The organism is Mediterraneibacter faecis (genome assembly GCF_055383675.1).
This window is the reverse complement of the sequence record NZ_AP043803.1, coordinates 2252486-2277871: the sequence shown is the minus strand read 5'-3', so window position 1 is coordinate 2277871 and position 25386 is coordinate 2252486. Positions and strand designations below refer to the sequence as shown.

Genomic DNA, 25386 nt, shown 5'->3' with positions numbered 1-25386 from the left:
TAGATAATAAAAGTGTAAATATATAAATAAAAGTTTAAAAATGAAATAAATACGACCGTTTTCCAGTTATTATAAAGCCATGATGAAAAACCGATAGAACAAGCAAGAAGTAAGAAATCATAAAAAATGGAGGTAATAGCATGGAGAAAGAGAAGATTCAGAGTCTGATTTCACAGATGACACTGGAAGAAAAAGCCGGAATGTGTTCCGGAGCAGACTTCTGGCATCTGAAAGGAGTGGAACGTCTTGGAATTCCATCCGTTATGGTAACAGACGGACCGCATGGACTGAGAAAGCAGGCACAGGGAGCTGACCATCTTGGAATCAACGAGAGTGAGAAGGCAATCTGCTTCCCGGCAGGATGTGCGACAGCATCCAGTTTTGACCGTGAGCTGATTCGCAAACAGGGAGAACTGCTCGGTCAGGAATGTCAGGCAATGGATGTCAGTACAATCCTCGGACCTGCAATGAACATCAAACGTTCTCCACTTTGTGGAAGAAACTTTGAATATTATTCAGAGGATCCACTCGTATCTACAGAGATGGCAGCAGCACTGATCAAAGGAGTCCAGAGCAAGAATGTTGGAACAAGTGCAAAGCATTTCGTTGCAAACAATCAGGAAAAACGCCGTATGACAAACTCATCTGATATGGATGAAAGAACCCTGAGAGAAATCTATCTTGCATCTTTCGAGGGTGCAATTAAGAAAGAAAAACCATGGACGGTTATGAGTTCCTACAACCGTATTAATGGTGAATTTGTAGGAGACAAAAAAGAGTATCTGACAGAGATCTTAAGAGAAGAATGGGGATTTGACGGATATGTTGTTTCAGACTGGGGTGCAGTAAATGACAGAGTATCTTCACTTGCAGCAGGGCTTGACCTTGAGATGCCACCTGGAGATTATGAGGATGACCGACTGATCGTGAAGAAAGTTCAGGAAGGAAAACTTGATGAGAGCGTAGTCGATCAGGCTTGTGAAAGAATTCTTAACATTATTTTCCGTTACACAGAGAATCGTGATGAGAAAGCTGTATTCGATTATGAAAAAGATCATAAAGCAGCGGCTGAAATCGAAGCGGAGTGCATGGTATTATTAAAGAATGAAAATGAAATTCTTCCACTGACTTCTGATAAGAAAATTGCATTTATCGGAAAATATGCAAAGACACCTAGATATCAGGGCGGCGGAAGCTCTCACATCAACAGCTGGAAAGTAGAGTCAGCACTGGAAGCGGCAAAGGAGATTCCGGAGCTTGCAAATGTGACTTTTGCAGAAGGATATCAGGATGAGAAAGATGAAGTTATCGAAGAGCTCCAGATGAAAGCTGTAAAGGCAGCGGCAGAAGCTGATGTGGCAGTTCTTTTTCTCGGACTTCCTGATAACTTTGAATCCGAAGGATATGACAGAAAGCATATGAATCTTCCGGATTGTCAGAATGAGCTTGTAGAAAAAGTGCTTGAAGTACAGAAACACGTAGTGGTTGTTCTTCACAATGGTTCCGCAGTCATTATGCCGTGGAAAGATCAGGTGGAAGGTATCTTAGAAGCTTATCTTGGAGGAGAAGCAGTCGGAAAGGCTGTTGCAGAAGTGCTTGCAGGAAGAAAAAATCCTTGCGGACGACTGGCAGAAACATTTCCACTTCGTCTGGAAGATACACCTTGCTATCTGACTTATGGAAAGGGATATGATAATTCTGATTACAGAGAAGGCGTGTTTGTAGGATATCGTTATTACACATCCAGAAAAATGGAAACAGCGTTCCCATTCGGATATGGTTTGTCTTATACGACATTTGAGTACAGTGATCTTCAGGTTGACAAGAAAGAAATGTCTGACAAAGATACTGTAGAAGTAAGTGTTAAAGTAAAGAATACCGGAGATCGTGCAGGTAAGACAGTCGTTCAGCTTTATGTAGAAGCACCTGAGACAGAAGTTGTCCGTCCAGTCAGAGAACTGAGAGGATTCGAAAAGATTTTCTTAGAAGCAGGAGAAGAGAAGACAGTCACATTTACACTGGATGAGAGAGCATTTGCTTACTGGAATACATTGATCCATGACTGGTATGCAGAGGAAGGAACTTATAAAGTGATGATCGGTGAAAATGCAGATCAGATGTGTGTAGGGGAAGAAATCACAGTACATCCTACAAAAGAACTTCCAAAAACATATTCCTTAAATACTTGCCTTGGTGAACTGATGCGTGATCCAAAAGCACAGACTGTAATGGCACCATTTATGCAAGGAATGGCACAGAATGATGCGGCAATGGATATGGCAGAAGCAAATGAAAATGATCAGTCAGGAGTTGTGAATCAGGAAATGATGGCAGCGATGATGGAAGGTATGCCGCTTCGTCAGCTTCTAAGCTTTGTTCCGGGAATTAAGAGAGAGATGCTTGAGCAAATGGTAAATGCGTTGAATCAATTATAGGATGAGATTGTAACAAAGAGTTGTTATTCACAGTAAGCTGAGAATAACGGGATAAGGAAAAAATAAGAGAGGGACAAAAATGGCTAAAACAAAAAAAGAACTTGGCCTGGACTCAATGGGAGTTCAGAAATCAATGAGACTTACAGATTATCTTGGTGATGGTCTCGGACAGTTACCGCTGAATATTATGAGCTGTCTGGTTGGACAGTTGACTTACTTCTATACAGAGAAGGTTGGACTGGCAGCAGGAATGGTTGCAACGATGCTTCTGATCGCAAAGATTTTTGATGCATTTTCAGACCTTGCAATGGGAAAAATCATGGATAATGGCAAATCACCAAAGGGAAAATGTCGTCCTTGGTTTGCAAGAATGGCAATTCCGGCATTCGTATCTATCGTTTTATTGTTTACCGTACCTAAAAATATGGGAAGTGGATTACAGGCAGCATATGTACTGATCACGAACGTACTGATTACAGCAATTGTATACACAGCAGTGGCAATTCCTTACAGTGCTTTAATGGCGATCCGTACGGAAAGTTCTGAAGAACGTGGTAAAATGGGAATCTTTCGTGCAGCATTTGGATACATTGCCGGAATGGTAATTGCAATCCTTTTAATTCCTATTACGAATATGCTTGGTGGCACACAGAGTGCATGGATTAAAGTGGCGGTTGTCTTTAGTTTAATTTCCCTGCTGTCATTGCTTATTCTTTATAAAACATCAAAAGAAAATGTGCAGATTGCAGAAAAAAGTGAAGATGAGAATGTACCATTTGTAGAAGGAATCAAAATTCTTTTCAAAAATAAATACTGGGTGATCATGCTTGCACTTCAGTTCTTGATGAATATTTCTTACAGCTTAAGTGCATCTGGTGGTACCTATTATGCAAAATATATTCTTGGAAATGATAACATCGTAGCACTTCTCGGAGCAGTCGGACTGATTCCTACATTCCTCGGATTCATCCTGACAGGACCGATGGCATCTAAGTTAGGTATGACAAAAACTTGTATGATTTCCTGTGCGATGGGAGCAGTAGCCTGTCTGGTGAGAGTATTTACACCATACAGCCTTATGACATGTGTTGTAGGTGGAGCAGTAGCAACATTTGCTAACATTCCTCTGATGTGTCTGTTTGGAGCAATGGTAAATAACTGTGTTGAGTACAATGATTATAAGTTCGGAAAACGTATCGTAGGTATGACAAATAGTGCGAACTCTTTCGGAATGAAGATCGGATCCGGTATTGGAGCATCTCTGATCGGATGGCTTCTGGCAGCAGCTGGATACAATGCAGCACTTGCAGCTCAGCCGGCATCAGTAGATACAGCAATCTTCACATTCGGTATCTACATTCCACTTGCACTTTTCGTAATCATGTTTATCCTTCTTTTGAAGAATGACCTTGAGAAGAGATATCCTGAAATCGTAGCTGAACTGCAGAAGAGAAAAGAAGCAAAATAGATAATAAATAGCAGATAGTAGTATGAGGGGACGGAGCTGACACCAAGTTTCTGTCCCTTTTTGGCTAAAGGACTTTTTGAGGATATAAAGATGGAGGAATTATAGATGAAATTATATGATCTTAGAACAGAATACAGAGAAAATCCAATCGGACTGACAGACAAGGCACCAAGATTTTCATGGAAAATAGAGTCCGAAGAGCAGAATACAATCCAGACAGTATATGAAATTAATGTAACAGATGAGAAGGGTAACGTTGTCTGGAACAGTGGAAAAAAAGCATCAGATCAGTCCGTTTTGATTTCTTATGAAGGAGAAAAACTGGCAGATGAAATGCTTTATAAAGTAGAGGTATCTGTGGCAGATAACCATGGAAATGTAGAAGCAATTGAAGGAACATTTGAGACAGGAATTTTTAACAATACAGAGTTTATCGCAAAGATGATCACAAGTGATTTCCCTGAAGAAGAGACAGCATGCCCGGTATTTGGAAAAACATTTGCAATTGATAAAAAGGTAAAGAAAGCCCGTCTGTATGCAACTGCACATGGTGTATATGAAGTGACACTGAATGGACAGACAGTCGGTGATTACCGTATGGCACCGGGATGGACAAGCTATCACAACAGACTGCAGTATCAGATTTATGATGTGACAGAGCAGCTTACAGCAGAAAATGAAATTGCGATTACAGTTGGAAACGGCTGGTATAAGGGGATCCTAGGATTCACCTGTGAACCAAATCGTTATGGCACACAGGCAGGAGTATTTGCAGAGCTTCATGTTGAATATGAAGATGGAAACAAAGATGTAATCGCTACCGATGAAACATGGTCTGTAAAAACAGGAGAGATCCGTTACAGTGAAATTTACATGGGTGAGACAATCGACACAGATGCACCGAAAATCATAGAAGGAAATGTTGTTGTTAAAGATTTTGACAAAGGAGTATTAACAGCACAGGAGAATGAACCTGTTCGTATCACAGAGAAAATTGTGGGTAAAGAGTTGATTGTGACACCAAAAGGTGAAAAACTCGTTGATTTTGGACAGATTGTCACAGGTGTTGTTGAGGTTCATGTGAAAGGTGAAAAGGGCCAGAAGATTGTACTCCGTCATGCAGAGGTACTGGACAAAGATGGAAACTTCTATCCGGAGACACTTCGTCAGGCAAAATCAATTGATACATTTATCTGCAACGGAGAAGAGCAGATTTTCCGTCCGCATTTCACATTCCACGGATTCCGTTATATCTGTGTGGAAGGAATGGAAGAATTTACAGCAGATCAGTTTATTGCCTGTGTGACACATTCTGATATGGAAAAGACAGGTGATTTCCATTGTTCTAACAAAAAAGTAAATCAGCTGCAAAGTAATATTATATGGAGCCAGAGAGATAATTTCCTTGATATCCCGACAGATTGTCCGCAGAGAGACGAGCGTCTTGGATGGACCGGAGATGCGCAGGTATTCTCCTGGACAGCGGCATTTAACAGAAATACAGCATTATTTTACAAAAAATGGATGCGTGATGTGGCAGCAGAATCTTCTCTTGAAAAGGGTGTTCCGCATGTAGTGCCGGATATTTTGGATTCCTACAGTTCTTCTGCATGGAGTGATGTAGCAGTTATCGTTCCGTGGGTGGTTTATCAGATTTATGGCGATAAAGGTATTCTGGAAGAAAACTGGAAATGTATGCATGAGTGGGTAGATTACATCAAGAACAACTGTGAAGAGAATGGTCTCTGGCAGAGCGGATTCCAGTACGGAGACTGGCTTGCACTGGACAAAGAAGAGAGCGCAGACAGAACCGGAGCAACGGATAAATATATGATCGCAAATGCGTACTATCTGTATGTGACAGAGCTTGTAAAGAAAACAGCAGAGGTGCTGGGAAAAGACGAAGAAGCGAAAAAGTATGCGGATCTTTATGAAACAACTTTGGATGCATTCCAGAGAGAATACTACACAGAGACAGGACGTATCGTAAGCGAGACACAGACAGGTGCAATTATTTCCCTGTATTTTAATCTTGCAAGAGAAAAAGACAGAAAACGCATTTTAAATACATTGCTTAGCAATATTGCAAATCACAAAAATCATTTAGCTACAGGATTCGTTGGAACACCATATATCTGCCATACACTTTCTGAAAATGGAGCTCATGAAATGGCTGCAACTCTCTTCATGAAAGAAGATTATCCGTCATGGCTCTATGCAGTAAACATGGGAGCAACAACAATCTGGGAGCGTTGGAATTCAATCAAACCAGACGGAACATTTGATGAATCAGGAATGAATTCTCTGAACCATTATGCGTATGGTTCTGTAGGAGACTGGATGTATCGTAAAGTTGCCGGATTATCTCAGTTAGAGCCGGGATATAAGAAATTCCAGGTAAAACCAATGTTTGTAAAAGGCATTGAAGAGTGGGGCACAGAGTTTGATTCTGTTTACGGAAAGATTGTGGCAAACACATCCTGCAAGAATGGAAAAATTCATGTCCATGTAGAAGTTCCGGCCAATACAACAGCTGTGATTGTTCTTCCGGAAAAAGAGGAAGTACACGAAGTTGGTTCCGGTGTATATGATTACGAATATAATACAGAGACAAGTCTTGTTGTAGAGCGATTTAGTATGGACAGCACACTTGGCGAAATCGTTGCAGAACCGCTTGCAGTTGAGATGTTCAACCAGATGGCACCGGGAATGCTGGAAGGTCCAATGATCCAGTTCGCTTATGGAATGACACTCGCAGAACTGCTGGGAGCTGCGCCACAGGCAAAACCGATGTATGAGGCAGTAGTGAATGCACTGAATCAGAATACAATTATGTAGCAGCATGCGGTTTTGTCCCAAACATGAAACTTTATTTTCATGAAGTTGAAAAAGCACGACCATGTATCCTGATCGTACCGGGTGGTGGATATGCAGTAGTTTCTCCATCTGAAGGTGAGATCGTAGCAAAGAAGTTTTATGAGATGGGATATCAGACTGCATCTGCAAAACCAAATGCAGTCATTCTTTCCTATCCGGTGATCACATCAGGTGACTGTGCACATAGAGGTTCCTTTACAGCACTTTTGGGAGCCGATGCTTCTGAGGAAGAACTGGAATATATATCTCTGGAAAAACAAGTGACAGAAGATATGCCGCCATGTTTCTTGTGGCAGACGGCGACAGATGAACTGGTTCCGGTTCAGAATTCCTTCTTATTTGCACAGGCGCTACAGGAAAAGAAGATTCCTTATGCATTCCATGTATTTTCAAAAGGGAAGCATGGATTGTCACTTGCTGATGAAGCATGGGCAAATGAAGAGTTTGGAGAACCATATACATTGGAACAGACTTTTGCACTGGGGCAGGCAGTGAACGATGGAACATTTCCTGTATCGGAAGAAGCGAAATAGGCTTTGAATGAGATGGTGAAAATGTTCACCGGACAGACAGAACGTAAGAAAGAACAGGAAAATGAAGAAGTAAAACAGTGGCCGGAGCTGGCGGATGAGTGGATAAGGATGACACTTTAAATAGCACAATGCGTTAGTATCCTTACTTGGCAGAAAACAGGATTCATGCTATCATTAAAAACAACGATAGCATGGGTTCTGTTTTACGTGAGAAACTCACAAACCGTGTTTTTCATGGTTTAAATTAAAAGGAGATGCAAATGACAGAATTAAGAAAGCTTCCAATCGGAATTGAAGATTTTTATTATGTAGATTTGCAAAAGAAGGAGCACAGTTTTTTATAGTTACCCATTCGCCTATTCTATTAGGTATACCAGATGCAGACATCTATTGTTTTGACAATGGGCGAATTCATTTATGTGAATATGAAGAAACAGAGAGTTATCAAATAACGGAAATGTTCATAAATAATAGGCAGATGTTGCTTGATAGACTGCTCACAGATTAGTGCTGATGAAAATCGAAGGATAAAATATGGAATTGAACGAAAAGAATCTGCCATTGGCAAAATGGCTGATCGATAAGACGAATACAAAGGACTATCGTATAGGAAATCTCTCAGGAATGAAACATCCAAAGGTGGATGGGAATCTTTTGAAAACAGTAGGTGGCAGAGATGAACTGGTCAGACAGGCAAAAGTTTTGGAAAGAATTCCAGCATTAGGCGGAGAAGAATATCTGCATTTTGACTGGAGAGAAATGAATACAGATATTACGAGGATTGATTATAGGGTAGAAGTGGTTCCAAGATTATGTGAGCTGATCGGAATCATGGATCCAAGAGAACGCCAGTTACAGGCAATTTCAAGAATATGTAAACTGCAGGTGGATGTATCCGAAAGCTGTCTAAGCGCTTATTGTGATCATGTGTTAGAACAGCTGAATAAAGGAAATACGAAAGAGTTATCCAAAGCGGAGGATGAAGAATTTCTTAAATGCCTGAAAGCTTTAGCTGATCTGAAAGAACCGGAATGGAAGCGTGTGTTCAGCTCTAAAGTATTTGAAAAGAAAAATGATATCACACCATCTAAAGTTTTCGAACGCATTTATCAAGGTGCAGTTATTGAAGCTTTGAAATACTCTCCGCAATATGACGAGGGAATGTCAGATGATGAGATACTGGCAGCACATGGAATATTAAGTTATTCTCAGACATTAGAATGGAAAGGTGCCGTGGAGTATTGTCTGACAGATCGCAGTGGCATAGCGAGCGAGGAGAAAATTGACACTTCTTCGAATTATTATGGAACAGTACTTAATGCACAGACATTAGAGCATGCCGTTCCAACTTTACGAAATGATGTTGAAAAAATTATTGTAATTGAGAATAAAGCGAATTACGAAAGCATGGAATATGATCCAAAAGTTTTATATATCTTTTGTCATGGCTACTTTTCGCCAAAAGAAGTTCGCTTTTTGCAAATGTTAATGAAGACAGCACCGGAAGAAATCCAGTGTTATCACTGGGGAGATATGGATTACGGTGGAATACAGATCTTTTTATACAATGAGAAAAATATTTTCCCAAATCTGACTCCATGGAAGATGGATGTTCTTTCTTATGAGGATGCTTTGAAAAATGGAAAAGGCATTAAACTAAACAGTGAGAAGAAGAAAAAATTAGAGGCATTAAATGCTGGACAATTGGAAGCGTTGAAGCAATGTATCCTGGAAAGTGAAATGGAAATTGAACAGGAGATGTTAATAGGATAACTTGAGAAACTCGCAGAGCGTGTTTCTCATAGTTCTATTTTATTTTCAGTTCTCCAATTTCTTGGTGACATCCCATAGACATTTTTGAATGCACGTGAAAAATGCAACTGATTCGGATACCCTACGGCATTCCCAATATCTGCAATTGACAGTGAAGTGATCTTCAAAAGCTCTGCAGCCTTAGTCATACGATAACTGATCAGGAATTCCTGTGGAGAACGTCCAATCGTATCGTGAAAAATTTTTCCGAAATAACTTCGATTCAATCCGCAGAATGCGGAAATATCTTCTACAGAAATATCATTCTGAAAATTCTGTTCAATGTACGAAAGAGCTTCTTTGACATAAAAGTCCCGAATACTTCCGTTTTGCTTTACGTGAACTGTTGCAGCAGAACGCATAAAATAATCTAAAAACAGATAAAGGTGTCCGATCAAATGGAATGGGGATTCTTCAGAATGCCGACTTAGATAAAGCATTTCTTCCATCATCTGATTGCGAAGTTCTTTTGAACTGGCATGATAAACCGGATGATTCAAACTCAGACCTGCGGTTGTAACAATCTCACGGGCACGAAGACCATCGAATTCTACCCAGGTGTATTCCCACGGAAGCGTGGAATCAGCAATATAAGTATTGACCTGTCCCGGAAAAAGCATGAAGCCCTGTCCGCTTTTTACCTGCCAAGTGATGGTGTTTCCGTTTTCATCATCTGCAAGTAATGTTCCTGTTCCGGAAATTACATAATGGAAAAGGTAATGATTTCTTGCGGCAGGACCAAAAGAATGTGCCGGTGCACATTGTTCCCATCCATATTGATATAATCCAAGATCAACAAAATTTTCATTTGGAAATACAGAAAAAAGTAAATCGCTCATTTAAATCACCTCTGATATCATTATATATCAAAATGCTAGATAACTTCAATATATGAGAGGGAAAATTGCATTTTGCTATAAAACATAAAAAATACAGATATTTATAGTCGCATAAAGATATGTTAGAATTTATTTATCAAATAGAAAACCCGAATAAAGAGACAAAAATATTCCGGAATGTGTCAAAATGAAAGGTGTATGGTAAAAGGAAGGAGTAATGAAATGTATAAGAAGAGCAATCGAATCATTTGCATGGGATTGATACTTTGTATGACTTCGGCAATGATACTTGGAGGCTGCGGACAGAAGAGTGAAAATAGCGGAAAGATAGAAATCGAGCTTGTGCAGTATAAACCGGAGGCAGTAAAAACCTTTGAGAAGATTGAAGAAGAATTCAATGCAACTCATGACGATATTCATTTGACGATTGAATCTCCGAATGATGCAATGACAGTACTTAAAACACGTTTTATCAGAGAAGATGCTCCGGATATTATCGGAATCGGTGGAGATGTCAATTTCTCTAACTTTATTGACTCTGATATGTTGATGGATATTTCAGATTATGAAGGCCTGGACTCTATTAAACAGGCTTACCTGGATATAGACAAAGCGCTTGAATTTGTACCGGAGGATGGCGTGTATGCCGTTCCATATGTGGCAAATGCAGCAGGAGTTCTGTACAACAGAGCAATGTTTGAGGAATATGGCTGGAAAATTCCGGAAACCTGGGATGAATTTATAGCCCTCTGTGAACAGATCCAGAGTGAAGGAATCCAGCCATTGTATTTTGGATTTAAAGATACATGGACTTGTCTTGCACCGTGGAATGCGATCGCCGTTGATCTTGCACCGGCAGATGTCTGCAGCCAGGTGAACAAAGGAGAGACAACATTTTCAGATGAATATAGAGAAGTAGCAGAAAAGACACAGGCATTGCTTGCCTATGGGCCAAAAGATCCATTTGCCTATGATTACAATGGAGCTTGTACAGCATTTGCAAACGGAGAATCTGCAATGTACACGATCGGAAGTTATGCAATCCCACAGATTCAGACAGTAAATCCAGATATGGATATCGATTCCTTTGTAATGCCGGCTAATAATGATGCATCAGAGAACAAGCTGAACTCTGGTGTGGATCTTCAGTTCAGTGTTATGAAAGATTGCGAGAACAAAGAGGCAGCGTATGAAGTGCTTGATTTCCTTTTGAAAGATGAAAATGTACAGAGTTATCTGGATGAACAGAAAGCGGTTCCTTGTAAGGAAGGAGATTTTGAACTTGCTTCAACACTTGATGGAGTGAAATCTTTCATAGAAGAAGGAAGAATGGCAGATTACCAGGATCATTACTATCCTTCAGAGATGTCAGTAGATGCGCAGATTCAGACATTTCTTATGAAAGGGGATGTGGATGCATTCTTAACAAAGTTTGATACAGACTGGAAGAGATATAACCGTGATATCATCCGCAAAGTGGAAGATTACGAGAAAGAGCATGCGGACGAAGATTAAGGAAGGGGAATTCAAGCATGGGAAAGAAATCAATGAGTGGAAGAAAAATGACCTTTCTTCTGATAACAATTCCGATCGTGGCACTGTTTTTCTGTTTTAATACATTGCCACTGATCAAAGGTGTGATTTACAGTTTTACGAATTTCAAAGGTTATGGAAGCTTTGACTGGGTAGGACTTAGAAATTATCAGGATCTTTTTACAGACAGCAGAGTCGGAGGTTCTTATCTGTTTACATTTAAACTTGCAATTGTAGCTACGATTGTGACAAATGTAATCAGTTTGATCCTTGCACTTGGACTGAATAGTAAGATTAAATTCAAGAGTGCGTTTCGTGGTGCCTACTTTATTCCAAATGTTCTCGGAGCGTTGGTTGTAGGATACATTTTCAATTACTTTTTTACATACATTTTTCCGGCTTTCGGAGAAATGCTTGGAAGCAAGACCCTTTCTTCCAGTATGCTGTCTAGTACAAAACTGGCATGGATCGCAGTTGTAATCGTGTGTGCATGGCAGTCGATTGCGATGAATACAATTATTTATATTTCAGGACTGCAGACAGTTCCGGAGGATGTTTACGAAGCAGGAGCGATTGACGGTGCAACAGGATGGAATAAGTTCAGACATCTGACATTCCCTCTCATTATTCCATTCTTTAGCATAAATATGGTACTCTGTGTGAAAAACTTTCTGATGGTATTTGATCAGATCATGGCGTTGACCAAAGGAGGTCCGGCACAGAGTACAGAATCCATTTCTTATCTGATTTATAACAATGGTATGAGTGGCGGTCAGTTTGGATTCCAGAGTGCAAACGCAGTGATATTCTTTATCGTTATTGTTGTAATTTCTGTATTACAGATGACAATCACAGGGAAAAAGGAGGAACAGCTGTAATGGAAAAAATGAAAATAAAAGAACGAGTAAACTGGCCTGTAACGATTTTACTTTTACTTGGTTTGATTACGGTTGCTTTTCCACTGTATATGACAATCGTAATTGCACTGAAGAAGCCTTCTGAGATGACGAATAGTATCAGCGGAATCCTTTCCTTGCCAAGTCATTTGAGCCTTGATAATTTTGCTGAGGCAATGAGAGTGACAGATTTCTGGCATTCTCTCGGAAACAGTGTATTTATTACACTTGTAACAGTTGTCCTTTCAATTCTGATTCATTCACTGTTGGGGTATGCAATCGGAAGAAATAAGAAGAGTAAATTTTACAAATTCATTTATTTCTATGTTGTCAGCGGAATGTTTGTTCCATTTGCAATTCTGATGATGCCTGTTGTAAAACAGACGGCGCAGATGGGACTGGCAAACAGAGCAGGAGTTATTATTCTGTACGTTGTATTTTATATGCCTATGAATGTATTGCTTTATTCAGGATATTTGACAAATATCCCGTTGGCATTGGAAGAAGCAGCCTGCGTGGATGGTGCGAGCACATGGAAAACGTATTGGAAGATTGTTTTCCCAATCATGAAACCAATGCATGCGACAGTTGCAGTTTTGACAGCACTTGGTACATGGAACGATGTAATGACACCACTCGTCATCATGTCCGGTTCAGGAAGCGGAAATACACTTCCACTGGCACAGCTAAACTTCCAGACACAGTTTGGAACAAATTATAATCTGGCATTTGCCTCCTATCTGTTGGCACTGCTTCCGATTCTGATCTTCTATCTGATCTGTCAGAAGCATATCCTCAACGGAGTTGTTAATGGAGCAGTGAAATAATAAAAAGTAAAAGATAGCGAAGCGAGAACAGACAGTAATGCAGATCTTGCTTCGCTAAAATGGAAAACAGGAGTATTTAGATATGGGAATTATATATTGCGAGAAAGACAGAACATTTACTTTACAGACAAAAAATACGACATATCAGATGCAGGTGGATCGCTATGGATTTTTGTTACATCTATATTACGGGAAGAAAACCGATGGATGTATGGACTATCTTCTGACATATTATGACAGGGGATTTTCGGGAAATCCATATGATGCAGGAGAAGATCGTACGTATTCAATGGATACACTTCCACAGGAATTTCCTTGTTACGGGAACGGAGATTTCAGAAGTACAGCATTTGCAGTAGAAAATGCAGATGGAAGTATGAGCTGCGACCTTCGTTACAAGAGTCATGTAATCATTGATGGAAAATATAATCTGGAAGGACTTCCGGCAGTTTATGCAAGTGAGGAGGAAGCACAGACACTGGAAATCTTAATGGAAGATCCGGTGACGGGAGTTAAGGTGGTGCTTCTTTATGGAGTGCTTCCCGCACAGGATATTATTACAAGAAGTGTAAGTGTGAAAAATGAAAGCAGTGGCAAAATCTATTTAAACAAAATTGAGTCAGCAAGTCTGGATTTTCTTTACGGAGATTATGAGCTTCTAACATTTTATGGTAGACATGCGATGGAGCGAAATGTTCAGAGAGTTCCGGTTGTGCATGGAACACAGAAAATCGGAAGTGTCAGAGGAACCTCCAGTCATCAGTACAATCCGATGATGATCCTTGCAGAAAAAGAAACGACAGAAGACAAAGGAAATTGTTATGCAATGTCCTTTGTATACAGTGGATGTTTCCAGGGAGAAGTGTTGAAAGATCAGTTAAACCAGACAAGAATGATGCTAGGACTTCAGGAAGAAGCTTTTCGCTATCCGTTGGAAACAGGAGAAATGTTCCAGGCTCCGGAAGTGATTTTATCCTATTCCTCAGAAGGAATGAATCGCTTGTCTCAGAATCTGCATCATTGTATCAGACAACATATCTGCAGAGGCAAATATAAAGAAGAAATTCGTCCAATTTTGATCAATAGCTGGGAAGCAGCTTATTTCGATTTTACCGGAGATACAATCTATGAGCTTGCCAAAGCGGCGAAGGAAGTCAATATTGACATGCTTGTTATGGATGATGGTTGGTTTGGAAAACGTGATGATGATAATAGCGGACTGGGTGACTGGTTTGTGAATGAGAAGAAACTTGGTGGCACACTTGGAAATCTGATCAAGAAAATTAATGATCTGGGTGTGAAGTTTGGTATCTGGATCGAGCCGGAAATGGTTTCAGAAGATAGTGATCTTTATCGGAAACACCCAGATTGGGCATTGACGGTTCCGGGTAGAAATCCGGTCAGAAGCAGAAATCAGCTTGTATTGGATTTTTCAAGAAAAGAAGTTGTAGATGAAATTTATGATCAGATTTGCAAGGTGTTGGATCAGGGTAATATCGAATATGTAAAATGGGATATGAACCGAAGCCTGATGGATGTTTATTCTTCTGTAACAAGAGATCAGGGAAGAGTGTTACATGATTATGTATTGGGACTATATGATTTCCTGGAACGTCTTGTGCAGAGATATCCGAATCTGCTGATTGAAGGCTGTAGCGGTGGAGGTGGAAGATTTGATGCCGGTATGATGTATTACACTCCGCAAATCTGGTGTAGTGATAATACGGATGCAATTGACAGATTACGGATCCAGTATGGAACATCCTTTGGTTATCCGGTATCGGTAGTAGGTTCTCACGTGTCAGCAGTGCCGAATCATCAGACAGGAAGAAAGACCCCACTTCATACAAGAGGTGTTGTTGCAATGTCCGGAACTTTTGGATACGAGCTGAATCTTATGAAACTTTCTGAAGAAGAAAAGCAGGAGATCAGAGAGCAAATCGCAGAATATAAGAGCTATGCGTCGATTATTCAGAACGGATTGTACTATCGTCTCTCAAATCCGACAACAGAAGAAATCTGTGCATGGGAGTTTGTGCATACAGATGAGAAAGAACAAAGTAAAGTTCTTTTAAATATAGTTATGCAGGTGATTCATGGAAATATGACAGTAAATTATGTAAAACTTCAAGGGCTTGAAGAAACAGCTGTATATCGAGAAGAAAAGAGTGGAAAAAGATACACCGGAGCTGCACTTATGTATGGCGGCATGCCGCTTCCGATAGAGCCGGGCGAATATCAGGCATATCAGTATTGTTTTGTGAAAGAGTAAAATAAATTGGTTGACGATGGAACAGAAAATGGTGAAGAATGTGAATAATACAGAAAAAATCTTTGCACAGCGTATGGAAAAACATCAGGATGAATTACGCTGGCTTTACATGGAGTTGTATGGAAATGATGCAATGTATGCAGAACTTTGTGAGCAGATGCATGATTACTACTTGAAGCGTAGCACAGAGTTGAAAAAAAGAGATATTAAGAAAGAAAAGAATCCTGACTGGTTTAAGGAAAAAGAAATGCTTGGCATGATGTTGTACATTGACAACTTTGCCGGTAATCTGAAAGGTGTAGAAAAAAAGTTAGCTTATCTGAAAGAGTGTAATGTAAATTGTCTTCATCTTATGCCTTTTCTGGATACTCCGAAAGGAAAATCAGACGGTGGATATGCCGTGGCAGATTTTCGGAAAGTAAGACCAGATCTCGGTACAATGAAAGATCTTGCCAGATTGACAGAAAAATGTCATGAAAATGGTATGAATGTATGCATGGATTTCGTGATGAATCATACTTCTGAGGAACATGAGTGGGCAAAACGTGCACGAGCAGGCGAAGGAGAATACATGAGCCGTTATTTCTTCTATGATAACGGTGATATTCCGGCGAGATACGAAGAAACTGTTCCACAGGTATTTCCTACAACTGCACCGGGAAATTTCACATGGCTTCCGGAAATCGGGCATTATGTGCTTACGACGTTTTATCCATATCAGTGGGATTTAAATTACCGTAATCCAAGAGTATTTAATGAAATGATGTATAACTTTCTTTTTCTTGCGAATCAGGGAATGGATATTATCCGTATCGATGCAGTTCCTTACATCTGGAAAGAGTTAGGAACAAGCTGCAGGAATCTGAAAGAAGTACATACGATTGTCAGAATGATGCGTATGATTGCAGAAATTGTCTGTCCGAGCGTGATACTTCTTGGCGAAGTGGTTATGGAGCCGGAAAAGGTGGTGCCGTACTTTGGTACAGTTGAAAAACCGGAATGTCATATGCTCTATAATGTGACAACAATGGCGACGACCTGGAATAGTATTGCGACAAGAGACATCCGGCTTTTGAAGAAACAGATGGATATAGTTAGCCGTCTGCCAAAGCAATATACATTTTTGAATTACCTTCGTTGTCACGACGATATCGGTTGGGGGCTTGATTTTGATACATTGAAACAATGGGGAATGGAAGAGCCTTCTCATAAGCGTTATCTGAATGATTATTTCACCGGAAAGGTAGCAGACAGCATCAGCCGTGGAGAGTTATATAACGATGATCCTGTAACTCAAGATGCACGATTTTGTGGAACAACAGCATCCATGTGCGGAATTGAAGCAGCGGGATTTGAAGGAAATGCAGAAAAGATGCAGACGGCAATTCAAGAAGATCTCATGCTCCACGCTTACATGTTGACACAGTCGGGAATTCCGATGCTTTACAGTGGTGATGAGTTAGGACAGGTAAATGATTATAGTTATAAAGATGATGCTGAAAAAGCATCTGATTCACGTTATCTCCACAGAGGAGCATTCCTGTGGGAACTCGCGGATAAGAGAAAAGATCTTTCTACTGTACAGGGACAATTGTTCCAGATGTTGAACCGATTGGAACAGATCCGAAGACAGGAAAATGTCTTTTCCCAGGAAGCAGAAGTATATACATATGATGTTCACAATGACAGTATTTTAGGAATCCTCAGAGAGTATAAGGGAGAACGATTTATTGCACTGTTTAATTTCAGCGAAAGTGAACAGACTGCGTGGATGCAGGAAGAAGGCATTTTCAGAAATCTGGTGAATGGTGAAATTGTAGAAGTGAAAGATCCAGTTTTGAAAGGCTATGAATTTGTTTGGATGAAATATAAAGCATAAAACAAAATGTAAAATATAGATAAATAGATTGAAATACTGAAAGAAGAATTGTATAATTTTATCTATAACAACAAAGGAGGATCTTTGAAATGGATCGTTTGAAAGGTAAAGTAGCTATTATTACAGGTGGTAACTCAGGAGTTGGAGAAGCAACAGCAAAGATGTTCGCCAAAGAGGGCGCAACTGTTGTTATCACAGCGAGAAGAGAGGCTGCACTGGAGAAAGTAGCAGAAGAGATTAAGGCAGCAGGAGGAGAAGTTTTCGCTGTTTCAACAGATATCTCAAAGAAGGGAGATCCGGAGCGACTGATGGATCTCGTGATCGAGAAATATGGCAAGGTAGACATTCTTGTGAATAATGCAGGAATTCTTGAGGAAGGACTGAAACCAATCGATCGATTCTCAGACGAAGATCTTGATCGTATCGTAGAGACGAACGAAAAAGGAACTATGCGTTGCATGCGTGCTGCATCACAGAAGATGCAGGCAGGAGCATCTATCGTAAATGTTGCTTCTATCGCTGGAGTGAAAGGATGTGGCGGAGCTGCTTATGTAGCATCTAAAGCAGCAATCGTAGGAGTGACAAAGCATACAGCACTTCGTTTCCAGGCAACAGGAATCCGTTGTAATGCAATCTGCCCGGGAAATATCATTACACCAATGACATCAGGAACAAATCCGGCAGCACTTGACCCGGATATGATCGGTGCAATGTCAACACACAGTAATCTTAGAACACCATCTTGTACAGCAGAAGATGTAGCAAATGTAATCCTGTTCTTTGCAAGCGATGAATCAAAGGCGATTACAGGACAGGCAATCGTAACAGATTTCGGAGCTATGCTGTAAGGAAAATAAGATAGCAACTATTTAAAAAGGACAGAAAGGTTTCGCTTTGTTAACCTTTCTGTCCTTCTTTGTATATAAATAAAAAAGAATGTTGCAAAATGAAACATAAAGGCGTATATTAAAAGAAAAAAAGCGGTGATTCTATGAAAACAAAATTTAACGAGTATTTGACAAAATTACGTAAATCCCGGGTCTACACTCAGGCGCAGATGGCAGAAAAACTGGGGATTTCCAGATCGACTTATACTAATTATGAGAATGGAAACCGAACACCGGACTTTGAAGTACTGGAACGAATAAGTGAGGTGTTAGCCTGTTCCTTAGATGAATTATTTGGAAGAAAACCAACTTATGTTGCAAGTTGTGACGTGGTAAAGGAAGACAGCATTCTGTACAATGTATCTGGGATACAAGAAGAAAAACCTAAACTTGCAATAGGAGTACAGGACTTTCGCGATTTGCGTGAAAAACAAGCCTATTATGTGGACAAAACACAGTTTATTGAACAGTTTTTAGAATCCTGGTATCAGATTACATTAATTACAAGACCGAGAAGGTTCGGTAAGACACTTAATATGTCAATGTTGGCAGAATTTCTTGACTGCACAAAAGATTCCTCCGATTTATTTTGTGGAACAAAGATTACAAAATCTGTCCACTACAAGGAGCTCAATCGATATCCTGTTGTATTTTTGTCTTTCCTTAACGTGAAAGCGGGGGATGCAGAATCTTTGTGTTATGCATTGAAAGATACTGTACGTGCGGAGTATGAGCGCTTTTATCAGATGGTTAATGATGGAAGACTGTCAGAATTCCAGGTGAAAGAATTCAATATGATTTATAATAGTTTATGTCAGGAAAGCATCGGAAAAGAAATAGAAAATCATGTAATTCGTTCAATTGCTGTTCTTTGTCAGGCACTGAGTACGTATTATGGAGAAAAAGTATTTTTGCTGTTAGATGAATATGATACTCCGTTTATGTCTGCAAATTCCGAAGGATATTATGATGAAGTAAGAGCCATGTTGAATCGTTTTCTGGCAACATCCCTGAAAGGCAACGATTATCTTCAAAAGGCAATTCTGACAGGAATTCAGAGAATTGCGAAGGAAAATATATTTTCGGGTCTCAATAATTTAGTTGTTTGCACAGTGCAGGATGAAGATTATGATGACTGTTTTGGTTTTACAGAGCAAGAAGTAAAAGAGCTGCTTGCTTATTGTAAAGCAGAATTTTCAGATGAGCTGAAAAAGATGTACGATGGATATCATTTTGGCAGTACAGATGTATATAATCCATGGTCAATATCGTGTTATGCGGCAAGAAGAAGGATGGATTCTTATTGGGTTAATACAAGCGAAAACAGTATTTTACGTAATGCACTTGAAGTACAGGGAAGGTCTTTTGAGAAAGAATATGAGACCTTGGTCACAGAAGGTGAAGTAGAAGTGACAGTAGATTTTTCAATGACTTATTATGAAAAAATGGACGAAGCAAATTTATGTGGACTTCTTGTAAATGCCGGAATTGTAACAATTACAAAAGAAATCGAAGAGGACTATTACCGACTTCGGGTTCCTAATCTGGAAGTGTGGAAAGTGTTCAAAGAATTAACAGCATGTCATCTGAAAATCGATGAGAGACATATGGAAAAGATGTTAAATGCTCTTAAAAGAAAGGATATGGAACGTTTTGCAGAAGAGTATCAGGGAGTTCTTTTGGAATTGCCATCTTATCATGATCTGAAAGATGAGAATAGTTACCATATGATGACGCTTGGAATGTGTGCATTTCTTAGAAAGGATTATGATATCAAAAGCAATCGGGAAACCGGAGAAGGCAGAAGTGATATCTGTCTTTATGCAAAACATGACAGATATCCAAATTTAATTTTGGAATTCAAGTATACCAAAGATGAAAAAGACGATTTAGAAAAGCTTGCAGAAAAGGCACTGGAACAGATAAAGGAAAAACAATATGACGCAGAGATGACCGGAGAAGTGTGTTATGTTGGACTGGCACATTGCGGGAAAAGAGTTACTGTTCACTCCCGTGTCAATCACTCCGCTGATTGACACGGAGGATGCATGTTTTGGCTTGAATGCATCTCGCCCCATCGCCAAAGGCAATTTAAAATGGCGAGATGCGTTACTGGTCGCACATTGTGTGAACAGTAACGGAAAAGATCTTGTATCAGATGGAGAGAAAACGGTTGACATCTATCAGACAAGCTTTTATACTAATCATGTGAAGAAAACACGGGGAGCTTGTGTACCAGGCTGAGAGGAAGTTGAGAACTTCGACCCATAACCTGATTTGGATAATGCCAACGTAGGAATGTATAAAGCAGTACTTTAGAGAGATACATTTGTTGGTATCTCTCTTTTTTACTAATCAGGCAAAATTGAAGATTGGAGTAAGTTGAGATTGAGCGAGAGTTCATGAAGGGGTGCACCACCACGGGTACATTTCTTTCGTGAACTCTTTTTTCAATTATCCGGAAAGGAGTAGTTATGATTACAGTAAATGGAAAGCAGATCCAGCTGACATCTGAAATGAGTGTTGCTGATTATCTGGAGCAGAACAATTACCAGATTAATAGAATCGCAGTTGAAATGAATGAAGAAATTCTTCCGAAATACAGCTATTCAGAGACAATGCTCAAAGACGGTGACCGTCTGGAGGTTGTGACATTTGTAGGAGGAGGCTGATATCAGATGGCATCAGAAAGAATATTAAGCAAAGAAGAAATCGAAACAGCGCTGAATGAACGCCATTCGCCGGAAAAACAGAAGCTTTTATCAGCCGGTCAGGTGACGATTGCCGGACTTGGTGGACTAGGTTCTAATGTAGCGTATTCACTTGCACGAATTGGAGTAGGGCATCTGCATCTGATTGATTTTGATGTGGTGGATATTACCAATTTGAATCGGCAGCAGTATTTCATGGAGCATATCGGAATGTATAAGACCGATGCGCTAAAGTCACTGCTTTTAAAGATCAATCCATATCTGGATATTCGTACAGATTGTGTGAAGGTGACAGAAGAGAATTTGAAAGAACTGTTTGCGGATGCTCAGATTGTCTGTGAAGCATTTGATAATCCGGTAGCAAAAGCAATGCTGGTGAATGGAATTCTGGAGCATTTTCCGGAGAAGAAGCTTGTGTCTGCAACAGGTATGGCAGGCTATGAAAGCAGCAATATAATCAGTACTAAGAGAATGATGAAGAACTTTTATTTATGTGGAGATCGTGTGACAGAGCCGACTTATGGGAATGGATTAATGGCTCCACGAGTTGCAATCTGCGCAGGGCATGAAGCAAATATGATCACACGTTTGCTTCTTGGAGAAGAGGATGTATAGAAAGACATCTAAATGAATAAAAAAGAAAGAAGGATTTAAGTTATGAATCAGAAAGATACATTTACACTTGGAGGAAAAGAATTTAGTTCACGTTTTATTCTGGGATCAGGAAAATTTTCGCTTGATCTTGTGAAAGCATGTGTAGAAAAAGCAGGAGCGCAGATCATTACACTTGCGCTTCGTCGTGCAAATGAAGGAGGACTTGCGAATATTTTGGATTATATTCCGGAAAATGTAACACTTCTTCCGAATACATCAGGAGCAAGAAATGCAGAGGAAGCAGTTCGTATTGCAAGACTTTCCAGAGAAGTTGGTTGTGGTAACTTTGTAAAAATCGAAGTTGTCAGAGATTCCAAATATCTTCTTCCTGACAACTATGAGACAATCAAGGCAACAGAAATTCTTGCAAAAGAAGGCTTTGTAGTTATGCCATATATGTATCCGGATCTGAATGCGGCAAGAGATCTGGTGAATGCAGGGGCTGCCTGTGTAATGCCACTTGGGGCACCGATTGGTTCTAACAAAGGACTTTGTACAAAAGACTTCATCCAGATTTTGATTGATGAGATTGATCTGCCGATTATTGTAGATGCAGGAATCGGACGTCCATCTCAGGCATGCGAGGCAATGGAAATGGGAGCGGCAGCTGTTATGGCGAATACAGCAATCGCAACAGCAGGAAATGTCGAGGAGATGGCTGAGGCATTCAAGAAAGCAATTGAAGCAGGAAGAAGTGCTTATCTTTCAGGTCTTGGAAGAACAATTGAACGAGGTGCAAGTGCATCTTCACCATTGACAGGATTTCTGGAAGACTAGGAGGCAGTTGAGATGAATGATACACATGTTAATGAAAGTATTTTAAGTGAAGAAATACTGGAAGATCAGAAGAAAAACAGAATCGATCATATGACATATCTTCCGGGAATGGAGGATATCGGATCAGAAATCATGGATCAGGTGATCGAGGCAATGGAAGCCTATGATTATAGCAAATATACCGCAGCAGATGTGAAAAATGCACTTGCACATTCCGAACGTACTCCGGAAGATTTTAAAGCATTGTTATCACCGGCAGCCCTTCCGTTTTTGGAAGAGATTGCCCAGGCAGCTCAGAAGGAGACAAGAAAACATTTTGGAAACAGTGTGTATATGTTTACACCGATTTATATTGCAAACTATTGTGAAAACTATTGTATTTATTGTGGATTTAACTGTCATAACAAGATTAACCGCGCACAGTTGAATGCAGAGGAGATTGAGAAAGAAATGGCAGCAATCGCAGAGACAGGATTACAGGAAATCCTGATTCTGACAGGGGAAAGCCGCAACAAATCTACAGTAGAGTATATTGGAGAGGCATGCAAGATTGCAAGAAAGTATTTCAAAGTGATCGGTCTGGAAATCTATCCGGTCAATTCAGATGAGTATGCGTATCTGCATGAATGTGGAGCTGATTATGTGACAGTATTCCAGGAAACATATAATTCAGATAAGTACGAGACGCTTCATCTGGCAGGACATAAAAGAATCTTCCCATACCGTGTCAATGCACAGGAGAGAGCAGTGAAAGGTGGTATGCGAGGAGTTGGATTCGGTGCGCTTTTAGGACTGGATGATTTTAGAAAAGATGCTTTTGCAACAGGATATCACGCATATCTGTTACAGAGAAAATATCCACATGCAGAAATCGCATTTTCCTGCCCAAGACTTCGCCCGATCATCAATAATGACAGAATCAATCCGATGGATGTTCATGAGCCACAGCTTCTGCAGGTTGTCTGTGCATATCGTCTGTTTATGCCATTTGCAAGCATTACAGTTTCAACAAGAGAGTGTGCGCGTGTCAGAGATAATCTTGTAAATATTGCGGCAACTAAGATTTCAGCAGGGGTAAGTACAGGAATTGGAAGCCATGTGGATGATATCGAGGATAAGGGCGATGACCAGTTTGAGATTTCAGATGAACGTTCGGTAGATGAGGTTTATGATGCATTATTGAAAAATAATCTCCAGCCGGTTATGAGTGATTATATTTATGTGTAAGATGAAATGCAATTTATCGGAGATGGATTTGAAAATTATAGCTGTCAGTAATAGAAAACTGTGCGAAAGACCATTTTTGGAGCAGATTGAACGGGTTTGTCAGATGAAACCGCAGGCAATTATTTTGCGTGAAAAAGATCTGTCAGAAGAGGAATATCGGATTCTGTCAGAAGAAGTTCTGTCTGTTTGCAAGAAATATGAGATTCCGTGTATTTTACATAAGTTCTGGAAAACAGCATTGGAATTGGAATGTACATCTGTACATCTGCCATTGCCGGAATTAAGGAAACTTCCGGAAGGTGTGAAAGAACAATTTCAAAGAATCGGTACTTCCGTTCATTCAGTGGAAGATGCAAAGGAAGCAGAAAGACTTGGTGTGTCTTACATGACAGCAGGACATATTTATGTTACAGATTGCAAGAAAGGTTTGGCACCGAGAGGGCTTGGATTCTTAAAAGATGTCTGCAGTACTGTGAATGTTCCGGTATATGCGATTGGTGGAATCAAGTTTGATGAAAAACAGTGGGAAGAATTGAAACAAAATGGTGCTTCCGGAGGATGCATTATGTCCGGAATGATGGAACTATAAACCATGAGATATCATGAAATAGAATTAATGAAGCAATACAAATTAACTTGACCTGAACCGGGCTTTACATAGTATAATAAATGCACTTGATTACGAGGATTTATGAAATTGTAATTGGGTGCATTTTTTGCATGAAAAGAATTACGATTGATAGAAAAAATCAGAACAGCAAGAAGGTAAAGACAGGGTTACTGTTCATTCCCGTGTCAATCACTCCGCTGATTGACACGGAGGATGCGTGTTTTGACTTGAATGCATCTCGCCCCATCGCCAAAGGCGATTTAAAATGGCGAGATGCGTTGCTGGTCGCACATCGTGTGAACAGTAACAAGACAGGAGGAAAAAGATGCAGGATGAATTACATAATAAATTAGCACATTTAAAAGAGTACATAAAAGAACTGGACAGTGTTGCGATTGCATTTTCCAGTGGAGTTGATTCTACATTTTTATTAAAGGTGGCACATGAGATATTGGGAGATAATGTGATGGCGATCACAGTACAATCCGGTTCCTTTCCAAAGAGAGAACTAAATGAGGCAATTGCATTTTGCAAAAAAGAAGATATTCGTCATAAGGTCTGTCAGGTGGATGAAATGAAGATTGAAGGATTTTCTCAGAACCCACCGAACAGATGTTATTTATGCAAGCATGCACTGTTTGAAAAGATTGGAGTAATTGCAGAGAAAAATGAAATTGCTTATGTTGCAGAAGGTTCTAATATGGATGATCTTGGCGACTACAGACCGGGGCTTCAGGCTGTGGCGGAATTAGGAGTAAAAAGTCCACTGCGCGAAGTAGGACTTACAAAAACGGAGATTCGTGAATTGTCAAAAGAGATGGGACTTTCAACCTGGGAAAAGCCATCTTTTGCCTGTCTGGCTTCAAGATTTGTATACGGAGAAACAATCAGCAAAGAGAAGTTGATCATGGTGGAAAACGCGGAACAGTTATTGCTTGAACATGGCTTCCGGCAATTTCGTGTCCGTATGCATGGAAGGATGGCGAGGATCGAAGTAATGCCGGAAGAGTTTTTGAAGTTGCTTCAGGAAGAAGTCCGTGAGGATATTGTAAAACAATTTAAGCAGTTCGGATTCACTTATGTTACAATGGATCTAACAGGGTACAGAATGGGAAGTATGAATGAAACCCTGGATAAGAAGAATTAGAA

The 25386-nt window shown here is 40.0% G+C and carries 21 protein-coding genes, 1 pseudogene and 1 riboswitch; of the genes and pseudogenes, 21 read left to right on the top strand and 1 reads right to left on the bottom strand.

Going from position 1 to position 25386, the window contains the following annotated elements; all coding sequences use genetic code 11:
• The first annotated feature begins 140 nt into the window (after positions 1 to 140).
• The 6 genes and pseudogenes from ACZ47Z_RS10700 to ACZ47Z_RS10675 all read left to right on the top strand — a co-directional run bounded on the left by ACZ47Z_RS10700 (position 141) and on the right by ACZ47Z_RS10675 (position 9086).
• Positions 141 to 2435, top strand: a complete 2295-nt coding sequence (locus ACZ47Z_RS10700; protein WP_412310174.1) for a glycoside hydrolase family 3 C-terminal domain-containing protein — start codon at positions 141 to 143, stop codon at positions 2433 to 2435.
• 79 nt (positions 2436 to 2514) lie between these two features.
• Positions 2515 to 3903, top strand: coding sequence for an MFS transporter (locus ACZ47Z_RS10695; protein WP_054752286.1), 1389 nt, complete (start codon positions 2515 to 2517; stop codon positions 3901 to 3903).
• 105 nt (positions 3904 to 4008) lie between these two features.
• On the top strand, positions 4009 to 6741 hold the full coding sequence (locus ACZ47Z_RS10690) for an alpha-L-rhamnosidase (RefSeq protein ID WP_426742453.1): 2733 nt from the start codon (positions 4009 to 4011) through the stop codon (positions 6739 to 6741).
• Positions 6742 to 6764: 23 nt separating this feature from the next.
• Positions 6765 to 7313, top strand: coding sequence for a prolyl oligopeptidase family serine peptidase (locus tag ACZ47Z_RS10685; RefSeq protein ID WP_412310176.1), 549 nt, complete (start codon positions 6765 to 6767; stop codon positions 7311 to 7313).
• A gap of 310 nt (positions 7314 to 7623) precedes the next feature.
• Positions 7624 to 7821: pseudogene (locus tag ACZ47Z_RS10680) on the top strand (AAA family ATPase); the annotation flags it as partial.
• Positions 7822 to 7847: 26 nt separating this feature from the next.
• Complete coding sequence (locus ACZ47Z_RS10675; RefSeq protein WP_412310177.1) at positions 7848 to 9086, top strand: Wadjet anti-phage system protein JetD domain-containing protein; 1239 nt, start codon at positions 7848 to 7850, stop codon at positions 9084 to 9086.
• A 26-nt stretch (positions 9087 to 9112) separates the two neighbouring features.
• Here the strand turns inward: ACZ47Z_RS10675 and ACZ47Z_RS10670 are convergent, their stop codons facing one another.
• On the bottom strand, positions 9113 to 9964 hold the full coding sequence (locus tag ACZ47Z_RS10670; RefSeq protein WP_412310178.1) for an AraC family transcriptional regulator: 852 nt from the start codon (positions 9962 to 9964) through the stop codon (positions 9113 to 9115).
• A 222-nt stretch (positions 9965 to 10186) separates the two neighbouring features.
• On the opposite strand from ACZ47Z_RS10670, the gene ACZ47Z_RS10665 reads away from it, so the two are divergent.
• The 15 genes from ACZ47Z_RS10665 (at position 10187) to larE (ending at position 25384) form a co-directional block, all read left to right on the top strand.
• On the top strand, positions 10187 to 11479 hold the full coding sequence (locus tag ACZ47Z_RS10665; RefSeq protein WP_412310179.1) for an ABC transporter substrate-binding protein: 1293 nt from the start codon (positions 10187 to 10189) through the stop codon (positions 11477 to 11479).
• 17 nt (positions 11480 to 11496) lie between these two features.
• Positions 11497 to 12375 carry a carbohydrate ABC transporter permease gene (locus tag ACZ47Z_RS10660; RefSeq protein WP_054752296.1) on the top strand — a complete coding sequence of 293 codons (879 nt, stop codon included), beginning with the start codon at positions 11497 to 11499 and terminating at the stop codon, positions 12373 to 12375.
• Complete coding sequence (locus tag ACZ47Z_RS10655; protein ID WP_015529572.1) at positions 12375 to 13220, top strand: carbohydrate ABC transporter permease; 846 nt, start codon at positions 12375 to 12377, stop codon at positions 13218 to 13220. The genes ACZ47Z_RS10660 and ACZ47Z_RS10655 overlap by 1 nt, the downstream gene beginning before the upstream one ends.
• A gap of 82 nt (positions 13221 to 13302) precedes the next feature.
• On the top strand, positions 13303 to 15492 hold the full coding sequence (locus ACZ47Z_RS10650) for an alpha-galactosidase (RefSeq protein WP_412310180.1): 2190 nt from the start codon (positions 13303 to 13305) through the stop codon (positions 15490 to 15492).
• Positions 15493 to 15508: 16 nt separating this feature from the next.
• Positions 15509 to 17371: an amylosucrase gene (locus tag ACZ47Z_RS10645; protein ID WP_055157224.1), complete on the top strand. Its 1863-nt coding sequence runs from the start codon at positions 15509 to 15511 to the stop codon at positions 17369 to 17371.
• Between the two features lie 89 nt (positions 17372 to 17460).
• Positions 17461 to 18219 (top strand): SDR family NAD(P)-dependent oxidoreductase, encoded by a 759-nt coding sequence (locus ACZ47Z_RS10640; RefSeq protein WP_020436695.1) that lies wholly within the window; start codon positions 17461 to 17463, stop codon positions 18217 to 18219.
• A 143-nt stretch (positions 18220 to 18362) separates the two neighbouring features.
• The gene (locus ACZ47Z_RS10635) at positions 18363 to 20294 is read left to right on the top strand and encodes an AAA family ATPase (RefSeq protein ID WP_464525556.1); all 1932 of its coding nucleotides are present in this window, start codon (positions 18363 to 18365) and stop codon (positions 20292 to 20294) included.
• A complete protein-coding gene (locus ACZ47Z_RS10630; protein ID WP_170962606.1) occupies positions 20227 to 20502 on the top strand; it encodes a hypothetical protein in 276 nt (91 codons plus the stop codon). Before ACZ47Z_RS10635 ends, ACZ47Z_RS10630 begins: the two co-directional genes overlap by 68 nt.
• Positions 20469 to 20574: riboswitch (TPP riboswitch) on the top strand. Its footprint overlaps the gene before it by 34 nt.
• Positions 20575 to 20732: 158 nt before the next feature.
• Complete coding sequence (gene thiS / locus ACZ47Z_RS10625) at positions 20733 to 20930, top strand: sulfur carrier protein ThiS (RefSeq protein WP_020436697.1); 198 nt, start codon at positions 20733 to 20735, stop codon at positions 20928 to 20930.
• Positions 20931 to 20936: 6 nt separating this feature from the next.
• Positions 20937 to 21584 (top strand): sulfur carrier protein ThiS adenylyltransferase ThiF, encoded by a 648-nt coding sequence (gene thiF / locus ACZ47Z_RS10620; RefSeq protein ID WP_020436698.1) that lies wholly within the window; start codon positions 20937 to 20939, stop codon positions 21582 to 21584.
• Positions 21585 to 21626: 42 nt separating this feature from the next.
• On the top strand, positions 21627 to 22400 hold the full coding sequence (locus ACZ47Z_RS10615) for a thiazole synthase (RefSeq protein ID WP_020436699.1): 774 nt from the start codon (positions 21627 to 21629) through the stop codon (positions 22398 to 22400).
• A gap of 12 nt (positions 22401 to 22412) precedes the next feature.
• Positions 22413 to 23627 (top strand): 2-iminoacetate synthase ThiH, encoded by a 1215-nt coding sequence (gene thiH, locus ACZ47Z_RS10610; RefSeq protein WP_195942171.1) that lies wholly within the window; start codon positions 22413 to 22415, stop codon positions 23625 to 23627.
• On the top strand, positions 23620 to 24216 hold the full coding sequence (locus ACZ47Z_RS10605; protein ID WP_054752304.1) for a thiamine phosphate synthase: 597 nt from the start codon (positions 23620 to 23622) through the stop codon (positions 24214 to 24216). The genes thiH and ACZ47Z_RS10605 overlap by 8 nt, the downstream gene beginning before the upstream one ends.
• 131 nt (positions 24217 to 24347) lie before the next feature.
• Positions 24348 to 24590, top strand: a complete 243-nt coding sequence (locus ACZ47Z_RS10600; RefSeq protein WP_055161760.1) for a hypothetical protein — start codon at positions 24348 to 24350, stop codon at positions 24588 to 24590.
• Complete coding sequence (gene larE, locus ACZ47Z_RS10595; protein ID WP_055148240.1) at positions 24563 to 25384, top strand: ATP-dependent sacrificial sulfur transferase LarE; 822 nt, start codon at positions 24563 to 24565, stop codon at positions 25382 to 25384. Before ACZ47Z_RS10600 ends, larE begins: the two co-directional genes overlap by 28 nt.
• Positions 25385 to 25386 lie beyond the last annotated feature (2 nt).

Coding starts and splice junctions, on each gene's coding strand:
- ACZ47Z_RS10675 (WP_412310177.1), top strand. CDS start 7,848: ATGGAATTGAACGAAAAGAATCTGCCATTGGCAAAATGGCTGATCGAT.
- ACZ47Z_RS10670 (WP_412310178.1), bottom strand. CDS start 9,964: ATGAGCGATTTACTTTTTTCTGTATTTCCAAATGAAAATTTTGTTGAT.
- ACZ47Z_RS10655 (WP_015529572.1), top strand. CDS start 12,375: ATGGAAAAAATGAAAATAAAAGAACGAGTAAACTGGCCTGTAACGATT.
- ACZ47Z_RS10690 (WP_426742453.1), top strand. CDS start 4,009: ATGAAATTATATGATCTTAGAACAGAATACAGAGAAAATCCAATCGGA.
- ACZ47Z_RS10635 (WP_464525556.1), top strand. CDS start 18,363: ATGAAAACAAAATTTAACGAGTATTTGACAAAATTACGTAAATCCCGG.
- thiF (WP_020436698.1), top strand. CDS start 20,937: ATGGCATCAGAAAGAATATTAAGCAAAGAAGAAATCGAAACAGCGCTG.
- thiH (WP_195942171.1), top strand. CDS start 22,413: ATGAATGATACACATGTTAATGAAAGTATTTTAAGTGAAGAAATACTG.
- ACZ47Z_RS10615 (WP_020436699.1), top strand. CDS start 21,627: ATGAATCAGAAAGATACATTTACACTTGGAGGAAAAGAATTTAGTTCA.
- ACZ47Z_RS10700 (WP_412310174.1), top strand. CDS start 141: ATGGAGAAAGAGAAGATTCAGAGTCTGATTTCACAGATGACACTGGAA.
- ACZ47Z_RS10605 (WP_054752304.1), top strand. CDS start 23,620: ATGTGTAAGATGAAATGCAATTTATCGGAGATGGATTTGAAAATTATA.
- ACZ47Z_RS10665 (WP_412310179.1), top strand. CDS start 10,187: ATGTATAAGAAGAGCAATCGAATCATTTGCATGGGATTGATACTTTGT.
- ACZ47Z_RS10685 (WP_412310176.1), top strand. CDS start 6,765: ATGAAACTTTATTTTCATGAAGTTGAAAAAGCACGACCATGTATCCTG.
- ACZ47Z_RS10650 (WP_412310180.1), top strand. CDS start 13,303: ATGGGAATTATATATTGCGAGAAAGACAGAACATTTACTTTACAGACA.
- ACZ47Z_RS10645 (WP_055157224.1), top strand. CDS start 15,509: ATGGAACAGAAAATGGTGAAGAATGTGAATAATACAGAAAAAATCTTT.
- ACZ47Z_RS10600 (WP_055161760.1), top strand. CDS start 24,348: ATGAAAAGAATTACGATTGATAGAAAAAATCAGAACAGCAAGAAGGTA.
- ACZ47Z_RS10640 (WP_020436695.1), top strand. CDS start 17,461: ATGGATCGTTTGAAAGGTAAAGTAGCTATTATTACAGGTGGTAACTCA.
- larE (WP_055148240.1), top strand. CDS start 24,563: ATGCAGGATGAATTACATAATAAATTAGCACATTTAAAAGAGTACATA.
- ACZ47Z_RS10660 (WP_054752296.1), top strand. CDS start 11,497: ATGGGAAAGAAATCAATGAGTGGAAGAAAAATGACCTTTCTTCTGATA.
- ACZ47Z_RS10630 (WP_170962606.1), top strand. CDS start 20,227: ATGTTGGACTGGCACATTGCGGGAAAAGAGTTACTGTTCACTCCCGTG.
- thiS (WP_020436697.1), top strand. CDS start 20,733: ATGATTACAGTAAATGGAAAGCAGATCCAGCTGACATCTGAAATGAGT.
- ACZ47Z_RS10695 (WP_054752286.1), top strand. CDS start 2,515: ATGGCTAAAACAAAAAAAGAACTTGGCCTGGACTCAATGGGAGTTCAG.